Origin of the sequence: Luteimonas notoginsengisoli (assembly GCF_042648885.1) — a bacterium.
GTDB classification, from domain to species: domain Bacteria; phylum Pseudomonadota; class Gammaproteobacteria; order Xanthomonadales; family Xanthomonadaceae; genus Luteimonas; species Luteimonas notoginsengisoli.
Genome location: NZ_JBHRYF010000008.1, coordinates 642,375 through 656,303, shown reverse-complemented (window position 1 = coordinate 656,303; position 13,929 = coordinate 642,375). Strand labels below are relative to the sequence as shown.

The 13,929-nt window shown below is 69.7% G+C and carries 15 protein-coding genes; 6 read left to right on the top strand and 9 right to left on the bottom strand.

The window, feature by feature from the left end:
* Nucleotides 1-157 precede the first annotated feature (157 nt).
* The 3 genes from ACFOM9_RS10815 to ACFOM9_RS10805 all read right to left on the bottom strand — a co-directional run bounded on the left by ACFOM9_RS10815 (nt 158) and on the right by ACFOM9_RS10805 (nt 1,908).
* A complete protein-coding gene (locus ACFOM9_RS10815) occupies nt 158-508 on the bottom strand; it encodes an excalibur calcium-binding domain-containing protein (protein WP_386710215.1) in 351 nt (116 codons plus the stop codon).
* A gap of 459 nt (nt 509-967) precedes the next feature.
* Nucleotides 968-1,351: a nuclear transport factor 2 family protein gene (locus ACFOM9_RS10810; protein WP_386710212.1), complete on the bottom strand. Its 384-nt coding sequence runs from the start codon at nt 1,349-1,351 to the stop codon at nt 968-970.
* 80 nt (nt 1,352-1,431) lie between these two features.
* A complete protein-coding gene (locus tag ACFOM9_RS10805; RefSeq protein ID WP_386710209.1) occupies nt 1,432-1,908 on the bottom strand; it encodes an Lrp/AsnC family transcriptional regulator in 477 nt (158 codons plus the stop codon).
* Between the two features lie 121 nt (nt 1,909-2,029).
* Here ACFOM9_RS10805 and phhA point away from each other — a divergent pair, with 121 nt between their 5' ends.
* Nucleotides 2,030-2,920, top strand: a complete 891-nt coding sequence (gene phhA, locus ACFOM9_RS10800; RefSeq protein ID WP_386710207.1) for a phenylalanine 4-monooxygenase — start codon at nt 2,030-2,032, stop codon at nt 2,918-2,920.
* A gap of 106 nt (nt 2,921-3,026) precedes the next feature.
* Here phhA and ACFOM9_RS10795 read toward each other — a convergent pair whose 3' ends face one another.
* The gene (locus tag ACFOM9_RS10795; RefSeq protein WP_386710204.1) at nt 3,027-4,367 is read right to left on the bottom strand and encodes an alpha/beta hydrolase family protein; all 1,341 of its coding nucleotides are present in this window, start codon (nt 4,365-4,367) and stop codon (nt 3,027-3,029) included.
* 209 nt (nt 4,368-4,576) lie between these two features.
* On the opposite strand from ACFOM9_RS10795, the gene ACFOM9_RS10790 reads away from it, so the two are divergent.
* Both ACFOM9_RS10790 and ACFOM9_RS10785 read left to right on the top strand, forming a co-directional pair.
* Nucleotides 4,577-5,776: a sensor histidine kinase gene (locus ACFOM9_RS10790; RefSeq protein WP_386710201.1), complete on the top strand. Its 1,200-nt coding sequence runs from the start codon at nt 4,577-4,579 to the stop codon at nt 5,774-5,776.
* A complete protein-coding gene (locus tag ACFOM9_RS10785; protein WP_386710198.1) occupies nt 5,773-6,408 on the top strand; it encodes a response regulator in 636 nt (211 codons plus the stop codon). The genes ACFOM9_RS10790 and ACFOM9_RS10785 overlap by 4 nt, the downstream gene beginning before the upstream one ends.
* 108 nt (nt 6,409-6,516) lie before the next feature.
* On the opposite strand, the gene ACFOM9_RS10780 is transcribed toward ACFOM9_RS10785, so the two are convergent.
* Together ACFOM9_RS10780 and ACFOM9_RS10775 are read right to left on the bottom strand one after the other, a co-directional pair.
* Entirely contained in the window at nt 6,517-7,212 is a 696-nt protein-coding gene (locus ACFOM9_RS10780) for a helix-turn-helix transcriptional regulator (protein WP_386710195.1), read from the bottom strand.
* A gap of 40 nt (nt 7,213-7,252) precedes the next feature.
* Nucleotides 7,253-7,627 carry a VOC family protein gene (locus tag ACFOM9_RS10775; protein WP_386710192.1) on the bottom strand — a complete coding sequence of 125 codons (375 nt, stop codon included), beginning with the start codon at nt 7,625-7,627 and terminating at the stop codon, nt 7,253-7,255.
* A gap of 124 nt (nt 7,628-7,751) precedes the next feature.
* Here ACFOM9_RS10775 and ACFOM9_RS10770 point away from each other — a divergent pair, with 124 nt between their 5' ends.
* Nucleotides 7,752-8,819, top strand: coding sequence for a class 1 fructose-bisphosphatase (locus tag ACFOM9_RS10770; RefSeq protein ID WP_386710189.1), 1,068 nt, complete (start codon nt 7,752-7,754; stop codon nt 8,817-8,819).
* A 238-nt stretch (nt 8,820-9,057) separates the two neighbouring features.
* On the opposite strand, the gene ACFOM9_RS10765 is transcribed toward ACFOM9_RS10770, so the two are convergent.
* Nucleotides 9,058-9,453: a YchJ family protein gene (locus ACFOM9_RS10765; RefSeq protein ID WP_386710186.1), complete on the bottom strand. Its 396-nt coding sequence runs from the start codon at nt 9,451-9,453 to the stop codon at nt 9,058-9,060.
* 144 nt (nt 9,454-9,597) lie between these two features.
* Between ACFOM9_RS10765 and ACFOM9_RS10760 the strand changes: the two genes are divergently transcribed.
* The gene (locus tag ACFOM9_RS10760; protein WP_386710183.1) at nt 9,598-10,314 is read left to right on the top strand and encodes a UPF0149 family protein; all 717 of its coding nucleotides are present in this window, start codon (nt 9,598-9,600) and stop codon (nt 10,312-10,314) included.
* A gap of 54 nt (nt 10,315-10,368) precedes the next feature.
* On the opposite strand, the gene ACFOM9_RS10755 is transcribed toward ACFOM9_RS10760, so the two are convergent.
* Both ACFOM9_RS10755 and ACFOM9_RS10750 read right to left on the bottom strand, forming a co-directional pair.
* Complete coding sequence (locus ACFOM9_RS10755; RefSeq protein WP_386710180.1) at nt 10,369-10,809, bottom strand: response regulator; 441 nt, start codon at nt 10,807-10,809, stop codon at nt 10,369-10,371.
* Nucleotides 10,806-11,948, bottom strand: a complete 1,143-nt coding sequence (locus ACFOM9_RS10750; protein ID WP_386710177.1) for a sensor histidine kinase — start codon at nt 11,946-11,948, stop codon at nt 10,806-10,808. Before ACFOM9_RS10750 ends, ACFOM9_RS10755 begins: the two co-directional genes overlap by 4 nt.
* A 90-nt stretch (nt 11,949-12,038) precedes the next feature.
* Here ACFOM9_RS10750 and ACFOM9_RS10745 point away from each other — a divergent pair, with 90 nt between their 5' ends.
* Nucleotides 12,039-13,838: an SLC13 family permease gene (locus ACFOM9_RS10745; protein WP_386710174.1), complete on the top strand. Its 1,800-nt coding sequence runs from the start codon at nt 12,039-12,041 to the stop codon at nt 13,836-13,838.
* Nucleotides 13,839-13,929 lie beyond the last annotated feature (91 nt).

Genomic DNA, 13,929 nt, shown 5'->3' with positions numbered 1-13,929 from the left:
CATTGGAACGTGATGCCTGGCCGCAGTTTCGGGTCCCGCCGGCTTCGGCCGCCATGCGCTCCAGGCCTCCCGCTTCAGTTACGACGAACCAGTGCACGGCTGCCCCCATCCGGGCAGCCGCATCAGGCGCTTCATAAGGTTCGGATCATTGCCGAGATCAGTTGCACCACTGGCGCTCGCATGGTTCGCCGTCATTGTTGCCGTCCATCTGCGTGCCCGGGCAATGCCGGAGAAAATAGGTCGCTTCCGCGCAGGACGTCATCTGCGAGCAATGGGTTCTTCCATCGCATTTGAATGCCCCGGCCGAAGCGCTGCCCGGCGCTGCGGGGGCAGCGTCCGACTTGATCCACGACCGGTCTTCCACCGGCGGCGACGCAGGCCGCACAGGTCGGCTTGCCTGCACGGCCTGCGACTGCACTTCGTCGGCCGCGTAGGACTTGTATTTGTCGTAGCCGAAGAGCGCAACCGCTCCGAGTACGACCAGCACCGCCAGGTCCTTCACCTTCATCGCGCATCTCCCGCAGCCCAAACGGCCGCATCAGCCTTGCGGCGAAGTGTGTCCATCGTGCTTCTCCAGCCTGCAACAAGGCGTCGATGTATGGGCAGTTCTGGTCAAAGTCGTTCGCTTCCAGAGAAACGCCATGGCTCTCAAATGCCGACACAACGACTCCAGCAATCTCAGGGGTGTTGCACTTGGGGTGTTAATTCACCCCGCGCCCGCTCTGGCGGCGTGCTTCTGGCCGTCGCTGTGTTGATTGTCTTGGTTGCGCAAGCGGACAGAGCCAGAACGGTCGAAAAGATCAAGGTGTACTTTCCCGTTACTTTCCCCTGTGATGATGGTTGGCAAGTGGTCTGACACCTGGGTTAAGCCGACTTGCGTAGTGAAGCCCCAGCCATGGCGAGCTTTTCCTGCCATGGCTTTGGTGTAACGAAGCAAGTTCGGCTTGAGCGATTGTTAGGTGCGCACTCAGCTGCGATCAACGATCTTGCTGATCTGCCCACCTTTGAAAGAAAACTCTGACTGACCTTGTAGGTCTAGCACGGTCCCGGCTGAAGGGCCACCCGGTATGTCGGTAGCGAGCTGACCCCGGTAAGCAATCTCAGCAATGGCAGAGTCTTGGTCGAGTGTCAGCTTGGTGATGCGCTGCTCCCGCTCAGAGAACAAGGACTTGGATTTCTCAGCGAGCGCTCTGAACTCGTCAATGCCATTTGCGGCATCAGTGAGTTGCCCACTGGAGTAGTTCTCAAAGCGAACGTCCGGCGATAGCAGCGCAAGCATGCCGTCAATGTTGAAGGAGTTGTAGGCGACCAAGTAACGATCTAGGAGTTTCTTACTGTCTGAGTTGCTCATAATCTCTCCGTACGCACCTAACACCTGCTTTTTCGCCGCAGCATAACGCCGCGCCATTGCCCATTGAGATAGCGCAACCGTCACGCCCCCGGCAACGGCATCCCCCTGAACGCCTTCACCGTGCGCAGCACGAAGCTCGAGTTGACGTCGGCGACCCCGGCCTGGGCGAGCAGGTGGTCGAGCAGGAAGCGGGAGAAGTGCTCGAGGTCGCGCACCGCGACCTGCAGCAGGTAGTCCATGTCGCCGGTGAGGGCGTGGCAGGCAACGACCTCGTCCCATTCGTTGACGAAGCGCGCGAAGGCGGCGACGGAGTCGGCGTCGTGGTGGCTGAGCTGGACCCGGACGAAGCCCTGCAGCGCGAGGCCGAGGCGGTCGGGATCGACCTCGGCGTGGTAGCCGGCGATCACGCCGTCACGCTCCAGCCGCTGGACCCGGCGCAGGCAGGCCGAGGGCGACAGGTGGACCCGCTCGGCCAGTTCGGCGTTGGTCTGGCGCCCGCCGCGCTGGAGTTCGGCGAGCAGCTGGAGATCGGTGCGGTCGAGCTCGGCGGCAGCCATCGGATGCGTCCTTTTGCATTTTGACGCAAGAATCGTGCGCCAAACGCCGCTCGTGGCGCAACTTGGCAATCCCGTTGCGCCGCCGCGCGGTTACAGTCGAACGTCGCCTCCGGAGACCGCCATGTCCGCCAACCCGCGCCGCGTCGAGAACCTGCACACCGACAAGGGCAAGGTCCCGGTGTATGCCACCGGCATCGTCGAGCAGCCCTGGGACGACTATTCGGACGACGACCACGCCACTTGGGCGACGCTGTACGCGCGCCAGAGCGAGGTGCTGCGCGGGCGCGCCAGCGACGAGTTCCTCGCCGCGCAGGACGCGATGGGCATGACGCCCGACCGTATCCCCAGGTTTGCCGAGCTCAACGAAGTGCTGCGCGCGGCCACCGGCTGGACGCTGATGGGCGTGGAAGGCCTGCTGCCGGAGCTGGACTTCTTCGACCACCTGGCCAACCGCCGCTTCCCGGTGACGTGGTGGATCCGTCGCCCCGACCAGATCGACTACATCGAGGAGCCGGACCTGTTCCACGACCTGTTCGGCCACGTGCCGCTGCTGATGAACCCGGTGTTCGGCGACTACATGCAGGCCTACGGCCGCGGCGGGGTCAAGGCGCACGCCATCGGCGCCGACGCACTGCAGAACCTGACCCGGCTGTACTGGTACACGGTGGAGTTCGGCCTGATCCGGCAGAAGGACGGGCTGCGCATCTACGGCAGCGGCATTGTCTCGTCGAAGGGCGAATCGCTGCACTCGCTGGAGTCCGATGCGCCCAACCGGATCGGCTTCGACCTCGAGCGCATCATGCGCACCCGCTACCGCATCGACAGCTACCAGAAGACCTACTTCGTGATCGACAGCTTCGAGCAGCTGATCGACGCGACCACGCCGGACTTCACGCCGATCTACGCGCGGTTGGCGCAGCAGGATTCAATTCCGGCCGGCGACGTGCGTGACGGCGACCGGGTGTTCAATCGGGGCACCGGTGAAGGGTGGGCGGACGACGGGGACGTGTAGCGTCCGCCTGCGCGGCTCACGCGCCACCCGGCGATGCCCGATGCCCTGCAGGAGCGCCCCGTGGGCGCGATCGGATTGGCGAAAGGCATCGCGTCTTGGGCGCGCCTTACTCGCGTGGGGTCGCTTCCAGCGGCTGCGCGTTGCCGTAGGGCGCGTGGTCGAGGCGGCCGTCGCGGATCCAGTCGACGAGCATGCGCAGGTAGCCCTCGGCATAGCCGGTTTCGATGCGCTTGCCGTCGGCTCCGGTCTCGAACTCGACGATGCCGTGGTCGGTGTCCGGGAACACCATCGTCGTGATCGGCCGGCCTTCGGCGGCGAGCGTGCGCAGGCGCCGCATGGTCTCTTCCGGCGGTGCCTCGCTGTCCGCGCCGGCGAGGATCCACAGTTGCGGCACCTGCAGGCCGCGCAGCACGGGCATCGGGTCGTAGTCCCAGCTCGTACCGACTTCGAGCTTCGGCGCCATCGCCTCGACTTCGGCGCGCGCATGGTGCGCGACAAGGCCGGTGAACTCGCCCTTCATCGCGCCCCACCACGGCTGCGCCGCGTATTTCGCGCGCGCAGCGTCCAGCTGTTCCCAGCCGCGCGCACCGCGTGAGGCGACGATCGCGGCGGTGGCATCGGTCACCTCGCGCGCCTTGGCCAACACGTCGTCGCCGTAGCCCGCGGTGCGCAGGTCGAGCATGACCTGGTCGCGATCCTCGGCCAGCGGGCCGGTGGCCATGCCGTAGCCGACCAGCACGAACTGCGCGCGCGGCGTCCGGCTGGCCGCCAGCGGTGCGACCCAGCCGGCCTGGCTGCCGCCGTGGAAGCCGATCCTGCCGGTCCGGCTGCCGCCCAGCCGCAGCGCCTCGCCCAACGCGGCAGCGGCGTCGCCCGCCAGCAGGTGGAAGTCCTGGGTGTACTTGCCGGTGGAGGCGCCGGTACCGCGCTTGTCGTACACGAATACGCCCACGCCCTGCGCCGGCAACAGCTGCTGCATGGCGTTCAGATCGACCGCGGAGTAGTCCTCTGAACCGTGCACCTCGACTGCGATCGGCACGGGGCCAGCGCCCTCGGGCAGCACCAGCCGGCCGCGCAGGGTGACGCCATCGCCTGCAAACGTGGTGTCGGTGACGTCGAAGCCGATCCGCGCGCCGGGATGGCCGGCAAACACGATGCGCGCCTCGTCGCAGCGGCCAAAATCGACCCGGACGCCGTCGGCGCGGCCGGTCCAGCCCCGCGTGCTGGTCCAGCCGCCTTGGGCATCGGGCGTGAGCAGCCCCGTCGTGCCGTCGGGCCGGCGCCAGCGCAGCTGCGCCGGATCGCTGAGGGCGCCGATCGCGACAACGCCGCCATCGTCGAGGCGGTAGGCGCCGGCGTGGCAGCGCGCGTCGTCGATGGCCAGCGCGGGGGTGCTCGCCAGCAGCGCGGCGAACAGCAGGTGGCGGGGTTGCAGCAGTCGATTCATGTGGGTCTCGTTGCGCAAGAGCGTGTCGTGGCCGCGCGCCGGAGCATCTGCACCGATCGCCGCAGCGATGCGGTGCGCTGCGATCCAACGGGGACCCGGGCAGTAGAGCGCGGGATTGCGCAGGCCTGTACCGCGATGGCCGTGCAAGCCTGCGCCGCGCGCCAGGCGTCGCGCAGTGCCGCTCGTCATCGGCCGACCTGCCGGAAGTCATGACATGCGCCGGATGCGTTGCAACTACCCCGCACCCGCCGCAGCATGCGGCCATGCAGATGCCTTCTTTCATCGCCCACCCCGCGCTGCGCCCGCTGATGCACACGCTGGTGATCGCCGGCATCGTCACCTGGCTGGCGGTAGCGCTGTCGCTGCATTTCCTCCGTCCGGCGCACCTCGTGCTCGGATGGAGCCTGCTGCTGCTGTATCTGGCCGCCTTCCTCGCCGAAATCCTGCTGCGCGACGGTCGGCCTCGGCTGCAGGCCGCGCTGTTGCTGCTCGAACCCGCACTGGCGCTGGCGCTGATGTGGCTGGACCCGGGGCCGGGCACCGCGCAGGTGCTGCTGGTGGTCTGGATCACGCAGGTGGTCACGGCCTGGTCGCCCCGGCGCGGCGTGCCGGCCGTGCTGGCCGCCGATGTCGCGATGTACCTGGTGCTCCGCGGGCACGGCTATGAAAGCCCACTGGTCGTGACGCTGCTCAATGTCGGCTTCCAGATCTTCGCCGCGCTGTGCGCCCACTACGCTTACGGCGCCGGGCAGGCGCGCGACCGCCTGGCCCGGGTCAATGCCGACCTGCTGGCCACGCGCGCGCTGCTGGCCGACAGCGCGCGCGATGCTGAGCGCTTGCGCGTGGCGCGCGAGCTGCACGATGTCGCCGGGCACAAGCTCACCGCGTTGACCCTCAACCTGCGCGCGCTGGCCGCCGATCCGCAGTTGGAGGCGCGCGAGGAAGTGCGCGTGTCGCAGCAGCTGGCGCGCGAACTGCTCGGCGACCTGCGCGGCGTGGTGCAGGCGCTGCGCGACGCGCGCGGGCTGGACCTTGGCACCGCGCTGCGCGCGCTGGCCGCGCCGCTGCCGCGCCCTTCGCTGCGGCTGGCGATCGGCGACGACGTCCACGTCACCGATCCGGCCGTCGCCGAAGCGATCCTGCGGCTGGTGCAGGAGGCGCTGACCAACAGCGCACGGCATGCCGATGCCGACGAGGTGCACGTGCGCCTGGCGCGCGACGGCGACGCGATCGCGATCCATATCGAGGACGACGGCCGCCTGCGCGGCGCGATCCACGAGGGCAACGGCCTGGCGGGCATGCGCGAGCGCATCGCCGCGCTGCACGGCGAACTCAGCCTGGGCACCGGCGCGCGAGGCGCGCTGCGCATCGACGCGCGCGTGCCGCCGATGCGGGACGCGACGCCATGACCGCGCCGCTGCGGGTGGCGCTCGCCGACGACCAGGCGCTGGTGCGCGCCGGCCTGCGCGCGCTGCTGGAGAATCTCGGCGTCGTCGTGGCTTTCGAAGTGGACGACGGCGAGGCGCTGCTTGCACAGCTGGCGGAAACGCCGGTCGACGTGATCCTCAGCGACATCCGCATGCCCGGCATGGACGGCATCGCGATGCTGCGCAGGCTGCGCGAGCGCGGCGACGCGACGCCGACGCTGCTGCTGACCACCTTCGACGACGACGACCTGCCGCTGCGCGCGGCCGAAGCCGGGGCGCAGGGCTTCCTGCTCAAGGACGCCGCGCCCGAGGACCTGCGCGATGCGATCGGTCGCGTGGCGGCCGGCGACTCGCTGCTGCAGCCGGTGAGCACCGATCCGGTCCGCGCGCGGTTCCGGTTCCGCGACGACGCCCCGCCGGTCGACACCTTCAACGAACGCGAGGTGGCGATCCTGCGGCTGCTCGCGGGCGGCTACTCCAACCGCGAGATCGCGCGTTCGCTGTTCCTCGCCGAGGGCACGGTGAAGAACTACGTCTCGGTGATCCTCGACAAGCTCGGCACCCGCGATCGCACCCGCGCGGTGCTCAAGGCGATCACGCTGCGGGTGATCTGAGCAGGCACGATCGCGTAGTAGCCCCCGGCCTTCGCCGCGTTTCCAGGCCGGTCCTCGACCACGGCCAGCAGCGTATTGGCGTCCGCCGACCTTCGTCCGCCGCGGGATTCAGTCGACCCGGCCGTCGATGCAGGTCGAGCGCAGGTAGGCGTCGAGTCCGCGTTCGCGGCAGTCGGCGAACGTGGCGCCGGTTTCGCGCAGCGTGGCGATGCGGTCGGGACGGAAGTTGCGGAAGCCCTCGCGCATCCGGCACCACGCCCCGAGCGTCCATGCGCCGCCCCAGAACGCCAGGCACAGCGGCTCGACCTCGCGCGCGGTGATGCGACCCTCGCCGTCGCGGTAGTCGAGCTGCAGCAGCGCGCGCGCCTCGATCGCCGCGTGCAGACGGTCGACCGGCCCGCGCGCTTCGTGCCGGCCGGGCATGCCGGGCGCGAAAATACGCGTGTGGCGGCTGCGCTCGCGCAGGTCCGATGGCAGTACCGCCTCGATCTTCAGCAGGGCCGCGCGCGCGGCCAGCCCGAGGCGCTCGCCGCCGAACGCGCGCACGAATCGCGTGCCCACCACCAGCGCCTCAAGCTCGGCGGCGCTGAACATCAGCGGCGGGATGTCGGCGCCCTTGCGCAGCACGTAGCCGACGCCCGCCTCGCCCTCGATCGGCACGCCGGACACCTGCAGGTCGGCGACGTCGCGGTAGATCGTGCGCAGCGAGACGCCCAGCGTCTCGGCCAGGCTGCGCGCAGGCAGCGCGACGCGGCGCCCGCGCAGGGCGTGGATGATCAGGAACAGGCGGTCGGCGCGGCGCATGCGACGTCATGATCCGCCATCCGCTGCCGGCGGCGATACCTCACTGCTGCGACCACAGGCCGACCCGGTTGCCCTCGCTGTCGCGGAACTGGGCGAACACGCCCATCCCGTCGGGCAGCGCGGTGCGCGGGATGAGCACTTCGCCCGCGCCGCGCGCGATGCGGTCGAGCACGGGCGTCACGTCGTCGACCGAGAGGTAGATCGTGGTGCCGGACATCGATGGCGCCATCTGCGGATGCGCCATCAGCGCGCCGGACGCATGCGGCTTGCCCGCGTAGGGGAACACCGCCAGCTCGCCCCCGCCGATGCGCTCGCGCGCAAGGGTGGTGTCGAGGATGCCCTCGTAGAAGGCCTGGGCGCGGTCAAGGTCGGCGGCCGGAATCTCGAACCAGGCCGGGACGTTGGGATTGAGCACGGGATGTCTCCTGTCGTTGGCGTGCCTGTCGCACCGGGACAGGCTGCGCGCGGGCTGCTGACAGCGTGGCGTCAGCACGGCGGACAGATGAGACAATGGCGGCCTCGACAAGGAGGATTCCGACATGCCGCACGCCGTTTCCCCCGCGCCCGATTCCACGCATCGTTCGCTGACCCGGTTCCTGATCGAGGAACAGCGCGCGGGACACCTGAATCCGGAGCTGCGGCTGCTGATCGAAGTGGTCGCGCGCGCCTGCAAGCGCATCTCGGTAGCGGTCGGCAAGGGCGCGCTGGGCGGCGTGCTCGGCGATGCGGTGGCGGCCGGCGGCGACGGCGCCAGCATCAACGTGCAGGGCGAAGCGCAGAAGAAGCTCGACGTGCTCAGCAACGAGATCCTGCTGGAGGCCAACGCCTGGGGCGGGCATCTGGCCGGGCTGGCTTCGGAAGAGATGGACCACAGCCAGCCGATCCCCGACGCCTATCCGCGGGGCAACTACCTGCTGCTGTTCGATCCGCTCGACGGCAGCAGCAACATCGACGTCAACGTCAGCGTCGGCACGATTTTCTCGGTGCTGCGCTGCCCCGAGGGCGTGGCCGAGGTAGGCGACCAGCACTTCCTGCAGGCGGGGCGCGAGCAGGTCGCCGCGGGCTACTGCATCTACGGGCCCAGCACGATGCTGGTGCTCACCTTGGGGCACGGCACGCACGCGTTCACCCTCGACCGCGAGCAAGGCTCGTTCGTGCTGACCCAGCGCGCGATGCGCATTCCCGAGGAGACCAGGGAGTTCGCGATCAACATGTCCAACCAGCGCCACTGGGAGACGCCGATGCAGGACTACGTGCGCGACCTGTTGGCCGGCAGCGAAGGGCCGCGCGGCAAAGACTTCAACATGCGCTGGATCGCCTCGATGGTGGCCGACGTGCACCGCCTGCTCACGCGCGGCGGCATCTTCATCTATCCGTGGGACCGCAAGGACCCGGGCAAGGCCGGCAAGCTGCGGCTGATGTACGAAGCCAATCCGATGTCGATGCTGGTCGAGCAGGCCGGCGGCGCGGCCACCGACGGCCGCGAACGCCTGCTCGATGTGCTCCCCGGGCAGCTGCACCAGCGGGTACCGGTGTTCCTGGGCTCGAAGCGCGAGGTGGAGGAAGCCACCCGCTACCACGTGACGCACGATTCCGCGACGAAGTAGCGCTGTCGTCGCGACTCCGCGCCACGGCCTCTCTGGCGGAGCGACGCGCGCTTTGCCGACCGGCCACCGCCCGCTTTCGCCGATGGAGGCGTTTCGACAGGCACGGAAAGCTGTCGGTCCTTGTGGGAGCGGCTTCAGCCGCGAGCTTTTGCGGCCAGTCGATCCGATGAAGAGCTCTGGGCGGAAGCCGCTCCCACATGCGCAGAGGCGACGTAGCCATACCACGGATCAAGCCGCTTCACGCGTCCGGAAACGTGCCGTCGAGGTAGTACCAGCGACCGTGCTGGCGCACGAACCGGCTGGTTTCATGCAGACGCACCGCCGACCCGCCGCCGATGCGGTAGCGGGCGACGAATTCGACCACCGCCGCGTCCGGCGCCGACTGCACGTGGCGCTTCACCGCCAGGCCGAGCCAGCGCACCGCATCGTCGACTTCGAGCGTGGCCGGACGGGTGGACGGATGCCAGCTGGCGAGCAGGTACTCGCGGTCGCCGCGGACGTGGGCGGTGTAGCGCGATCGCATCAACGCCTCGGCGGTCCGCGCGACCGCCTGCGTGGCCAGCAGCGGGCCGCAGCAGGCATCGAGCGCGTGACCGGAACCGCAGGGACACGGTGGCGAGGCGAGCTTGGACATGGCCCATTGTCGGCGAAGTCCGCACCGCCACGCAGGCGCCGCCGACGCTGGCATCCGGTTCGTCGCGATAACCCGCAGGGCCACCGTCGCGCAACGGAAGACCGGACGCTGCACGAAAGCCGGCGGTCGCATTACGATGCATGCATGACCCCGCATCCGATCCTCCAGGACGACCGCATCGACCAGCTCGCCGACCTGCTCGAGCGCCGCGCCGTTCCGTTCGGCGGCCTTGGGCTCGAGGCCCTGGACGGCTTCTTTTCGGCGCTGGTGGTCGGGCCCGGCACCATTGACGAGGCCCAGTGGCAGGCCGTGGTCTGGGGCGGCGCCACGCCGCGCTGGAGCGACGACGATGAAGCGGCCGACGTCGCGGCCCTGCTGGCCGGTGCGCGCGAGCTTGCGCTGCGCCGCGCCTGCCACGACGACGAGGAGCTGCTCCCCGACCGGCTGGCGCCGCTGGTGTGGCTGCCGGAAGATCCCGACGCGGTGCATCCCGATACGCTCGACGCCGGCCGCGAATGGGCCAGCGGCTTCCTGCGCGCGGTCGAGCTGCGCGAGGCCGCGTGGGACGCCTGGCTGGACGAGGACCAATGGATCGCGGCGATCCTGGGCCTGTTCGACCAGCTCGCCAGCGGAGAGGTGCTCGACGGCGACGATCCGACCGCGCCGGCAACGCCGCTGGCGTGGCGCGAACGCGTCGACATCATCGGCGCCCTGCCCGGCATGCTCGCCGACCTGCAGCACCATCGCATCGCCATGCTCACCCCGCGCGTGCCGCTGCGCCGAGCCGAGACGCCTGAGCGCAACGCGCCGTGTCCCTGCGGCAGCGGGCGCAAGTTCAAGAAGTGCTGCGGGGCGTTGTAGTCGGGGCGGGCCCGCCGCCGTGGTGCTTGCCTGCGCGCGCCCTGTCGGAGCGTCTCAGGCGCCTTCGCGCGGATGGTTGAGCACCAGCCAGTACATGCCGACCTGCTTGACCGCCCACACGAACTGCTCGAAATCCACCGGCTTGCGGATGTAGCTGTTCACGCCCAGCGCGTAGCTGGCCTCGACGTCGAACGGCTCGGTGCTGGTGGTGAGCACCACCACCGGCAGGCTGCGGGTCTTCTCGTTGGCACGGATGGCCTGCAGCACCTCGCGGCCGTCGACCTTGGGCAGGTTGAGGTCGAGCAGCACGATCGAAGGCAGGTCGTCGGGGTCGCGATCGGCGTACCGACCGCGCGCGAACAGGTAATCGAGCGCCTCGGCGCCGTCGCCGACCACGGCCAGGGTGTTGGCGACCTTGGCTTCGGCGAACGCGATGCGCGTGAGTTCGACGTCGTCCGGGTTGTCCTCGACCAGCAGGATCTCTTTCTGGCTCATGGCGGGTTCCCGGTGTCCGGCACGGCCGGCAACTCCACGAAGAAAGTACTGCCGGCGTCGGGCTCGGCGTGCGCCCAGACGCGGCCGCCGTGGCGTTCGGCGATGCAGCGCACGATGGCCAGGCCGATGCCGTTGCCGGCGGCCTGCTCCAGCCCGTGCAGGCGCTGGAACGGCTCGAACAGCTTGTCAGCGTAGCGCATGTCGAATCCGCAGCCCTCGTCGCGCACGCGCAACACGATGCGGTCGCCTTGGCGTTCGCCATCGATGCGCACGCGCACCTGGTCGCGGTCGCGCGAGAACTTCCACGCGTTGTGCAGCAGCTGGCCCAGCAGCTGGCGCAGCAGGCGCTCGTCGCCTTGCGCCTGCAGTCCGGGCTGCACCTCGATGTGCGCGTCGCGGCCGGGATCGGAATCGGCGAGTTCGGCGTAGGCCCAGTCGGCCAGCAGGCCGAGGTCGACCGGCGCCGGGCGCAGCTCCGCGCGCATCGCCCGCGACAACTCGAGCAGCGCGTCGATCAGGGTGCCCATGCGCCCGCTGGCGGCGCGGATGCGCTCGATGTAATCACGCGCGCTGGCGTCGAGGCCGCCGCCGCGGTCGGCGGCGAGCAGCGCCGAAAAGCTGTCGATCGCGCGCAACGGCGCGCGCAGATCGTGCGACACCCCGTGGGCGAACGAGGCCTGCAGCCGGTTCAGCGACGCGACGGCGGCTTCGGATTCGGCCAGGCGCCGCGTGATGGCGTCGATCTCGGTGGCCCCGGCGGGTCGGGCAGCGGAAGGGGTGGCCTGGACGACCAGCGCGCGCAGCTGGCCGTCGTCGCCGCGCACCGGCGCGATATCGAGGCGGGCCCCGACTTCGCCGCCGCCGTCGTGCACGAACGCCACCGGCAGGGATTGCGCGCTTTCCCTGGCCGCGGCCAGCGCGTTGCGCAGCGCTTCGATGTCGCGCGCCGCCAGCGTGGACACGATCGGCTCGCCGACCAGTTGCGTCGCAGGGCGCCCGGCGAGGCGCGCCAAGGCGCGATTGACCTCGAGCCAGCGGCCGTCCAGGTCGACGATCGCCATGCCGCCTGCGGACGACGCCATCGCGAGGGCAAACAGGTCGTCGCCCGTACTGGCGGTGGGGTTGTGCGCGCTCGACATGGCCGGATTCTGCATCCCGTGGGGAAGGTAGCAAGCCGCTGCTGCGGCGGGGTGTAGACAAGGTGAAGGCCTTGGCAGGCAGAATGCGTCATGGCCTTGGACCAGATCCTGTTCCTGCTCATCCTTGCCGGCGGACTCTACCTGTTCGTCAGTGAGCGTGTGCGCATCGATGTCAGCGCGATGCTGATCCTGCTGGCGCTGGTGGTCACCGGCGTGCTCGACGGCGACCAGGCGCTGTCGGGTTTCGCCAGCGAGCCGGCGATCATCGTCGCGGCGGTGTTCGTGATTTCCGGCGCGCTCGCGGCGACCGGGATCACCGAGCACATCGGCCAGTGGATCGGCCGCGCGTCGGGCAAGAGCGAGGGGCGCGCGATCGCGGTGACGATGCCGGCGGTGGCGGCGATGGCGTCGTTCACCCACCACGTGATGGTCACCGCGATGATGCTGCCGATCCTGACCCGCTTCGCCAAGGCGAACGGGCTGTCGGCGTCGCGGCTGCTGATGCCGATGTCGTTCGCCGCCTCGCTGGGCACCACGCTCACGCTGGTCAGCGCGCCGGCGTTCCTACTCGCCGACAACCTGCTCTCGCGGTCGGGCGAGAAGGGCCTCGACATCTTTTCGATCACGCCGATCGGCCTGGCGCTGGTGGTGTTCGGGGTGGCGTACATGCTGCTCGCGCGCTGGATCCTGCCCAAGCACGCCGGCAAGTCCGGCGACGACGATTACCTGCGACTGGACCGCTACCGCACCGAACTGCTGGTGGTGAAGGACTCGCGCTGGAACACGCGGCCGCTGGGCGAACTGCAGAAGGCGCTGGGCGACAAGTTCCGCCTGGTCGGCTGGATGCGCGACGACAAGCTGCGCAGCGACCTGGGCAAGGGCAATCCGCTGCTCAGCGGCGACGTGCTGCTGGTGGAGGCGTCCGCCGATGCGCTGGCGTCGCTGCACGACGACCCGGGCATCATGCTCGCGCCGGTCGCGCGCTACGGCGGCAAGGCCGACGACGACGAGGCGCAGCTGGTGCAGGCGGTGATCGGCCCGGGTTCGGAATTCATCGGCCGCAGCATCCGCGAGCTGGAGTACTCGCGCCAGTTCCAGGCCGTGATCGCCGGGCTCTGGCGCCGCGAGGGCGGCATCGCGCAGAGGCTTTCGGACGCGCGCCTGCGCGAGGGCGACCTGCTGGTGCTGTGGGGCAAGCCCGGCGACTTCGCCGACCTGGCCACGCACCACGGCTTCCTGATGCTGGTGCCCTTCGCGGGCGAAGCCAAGCGCCGCGTGCGCGCGCCGCTGGCGCTGGCGATCCTCGGCGCCACGATCCTGGCCGCCGCCACCGGCTGGCTGCCGGCGCCGATGGCGTTCCTGTTCGGCGCGGTGGCGATGGTCGCGCTGCGCTGCGTGGAGATCGGCCAGGCCTACCGCAGCATCGACGTGCGCGTGTACGTGATGATCGCCGGCGTCATCCCGCTGGGCATTGCGATGGAGCACAGCGGCACGGCGCGGCTCCTCGCCGACGCGCTGCTGCCGCTGGTGCACGACTGGCCGACGCTGTCGATCCTGCTGGTGATGTTTACCGCCGCGGCGCTGCTCACCCAGATCCTGTCGGACTCCGCGACCACGGTGCTGCTCGGCCCGATCGCGGTGGCCCTGGCCCATTCGCTCGGCCTGCCGGCCACGCCGTTCGTGGTCTGCACCGCGCTGGGCGCGGTGGTCGCCTTCCTGACCCCGATCGGCCACCACGGCAACCTGCTGATCCTCGGGCCGGGGCAGTACCGCTTCTCCGACTTCATCAAGATCGGCGCGCCGCTGACGGTGCTGTTGGCGCTGGTCTGTGCGTGGATGACGCGGTGGCTGTGGCTGGGCGGGCCGCTGGTGCCGTTCACGGGCAGCTGATCGCCGCGACGCCAGCGCGTCGAGGCTGCGCGCGGCGTGCAATGCGGCAGGCGCGCATGTCTTCCGTGAAAGGTTCCGGCTGCGGCTCGTT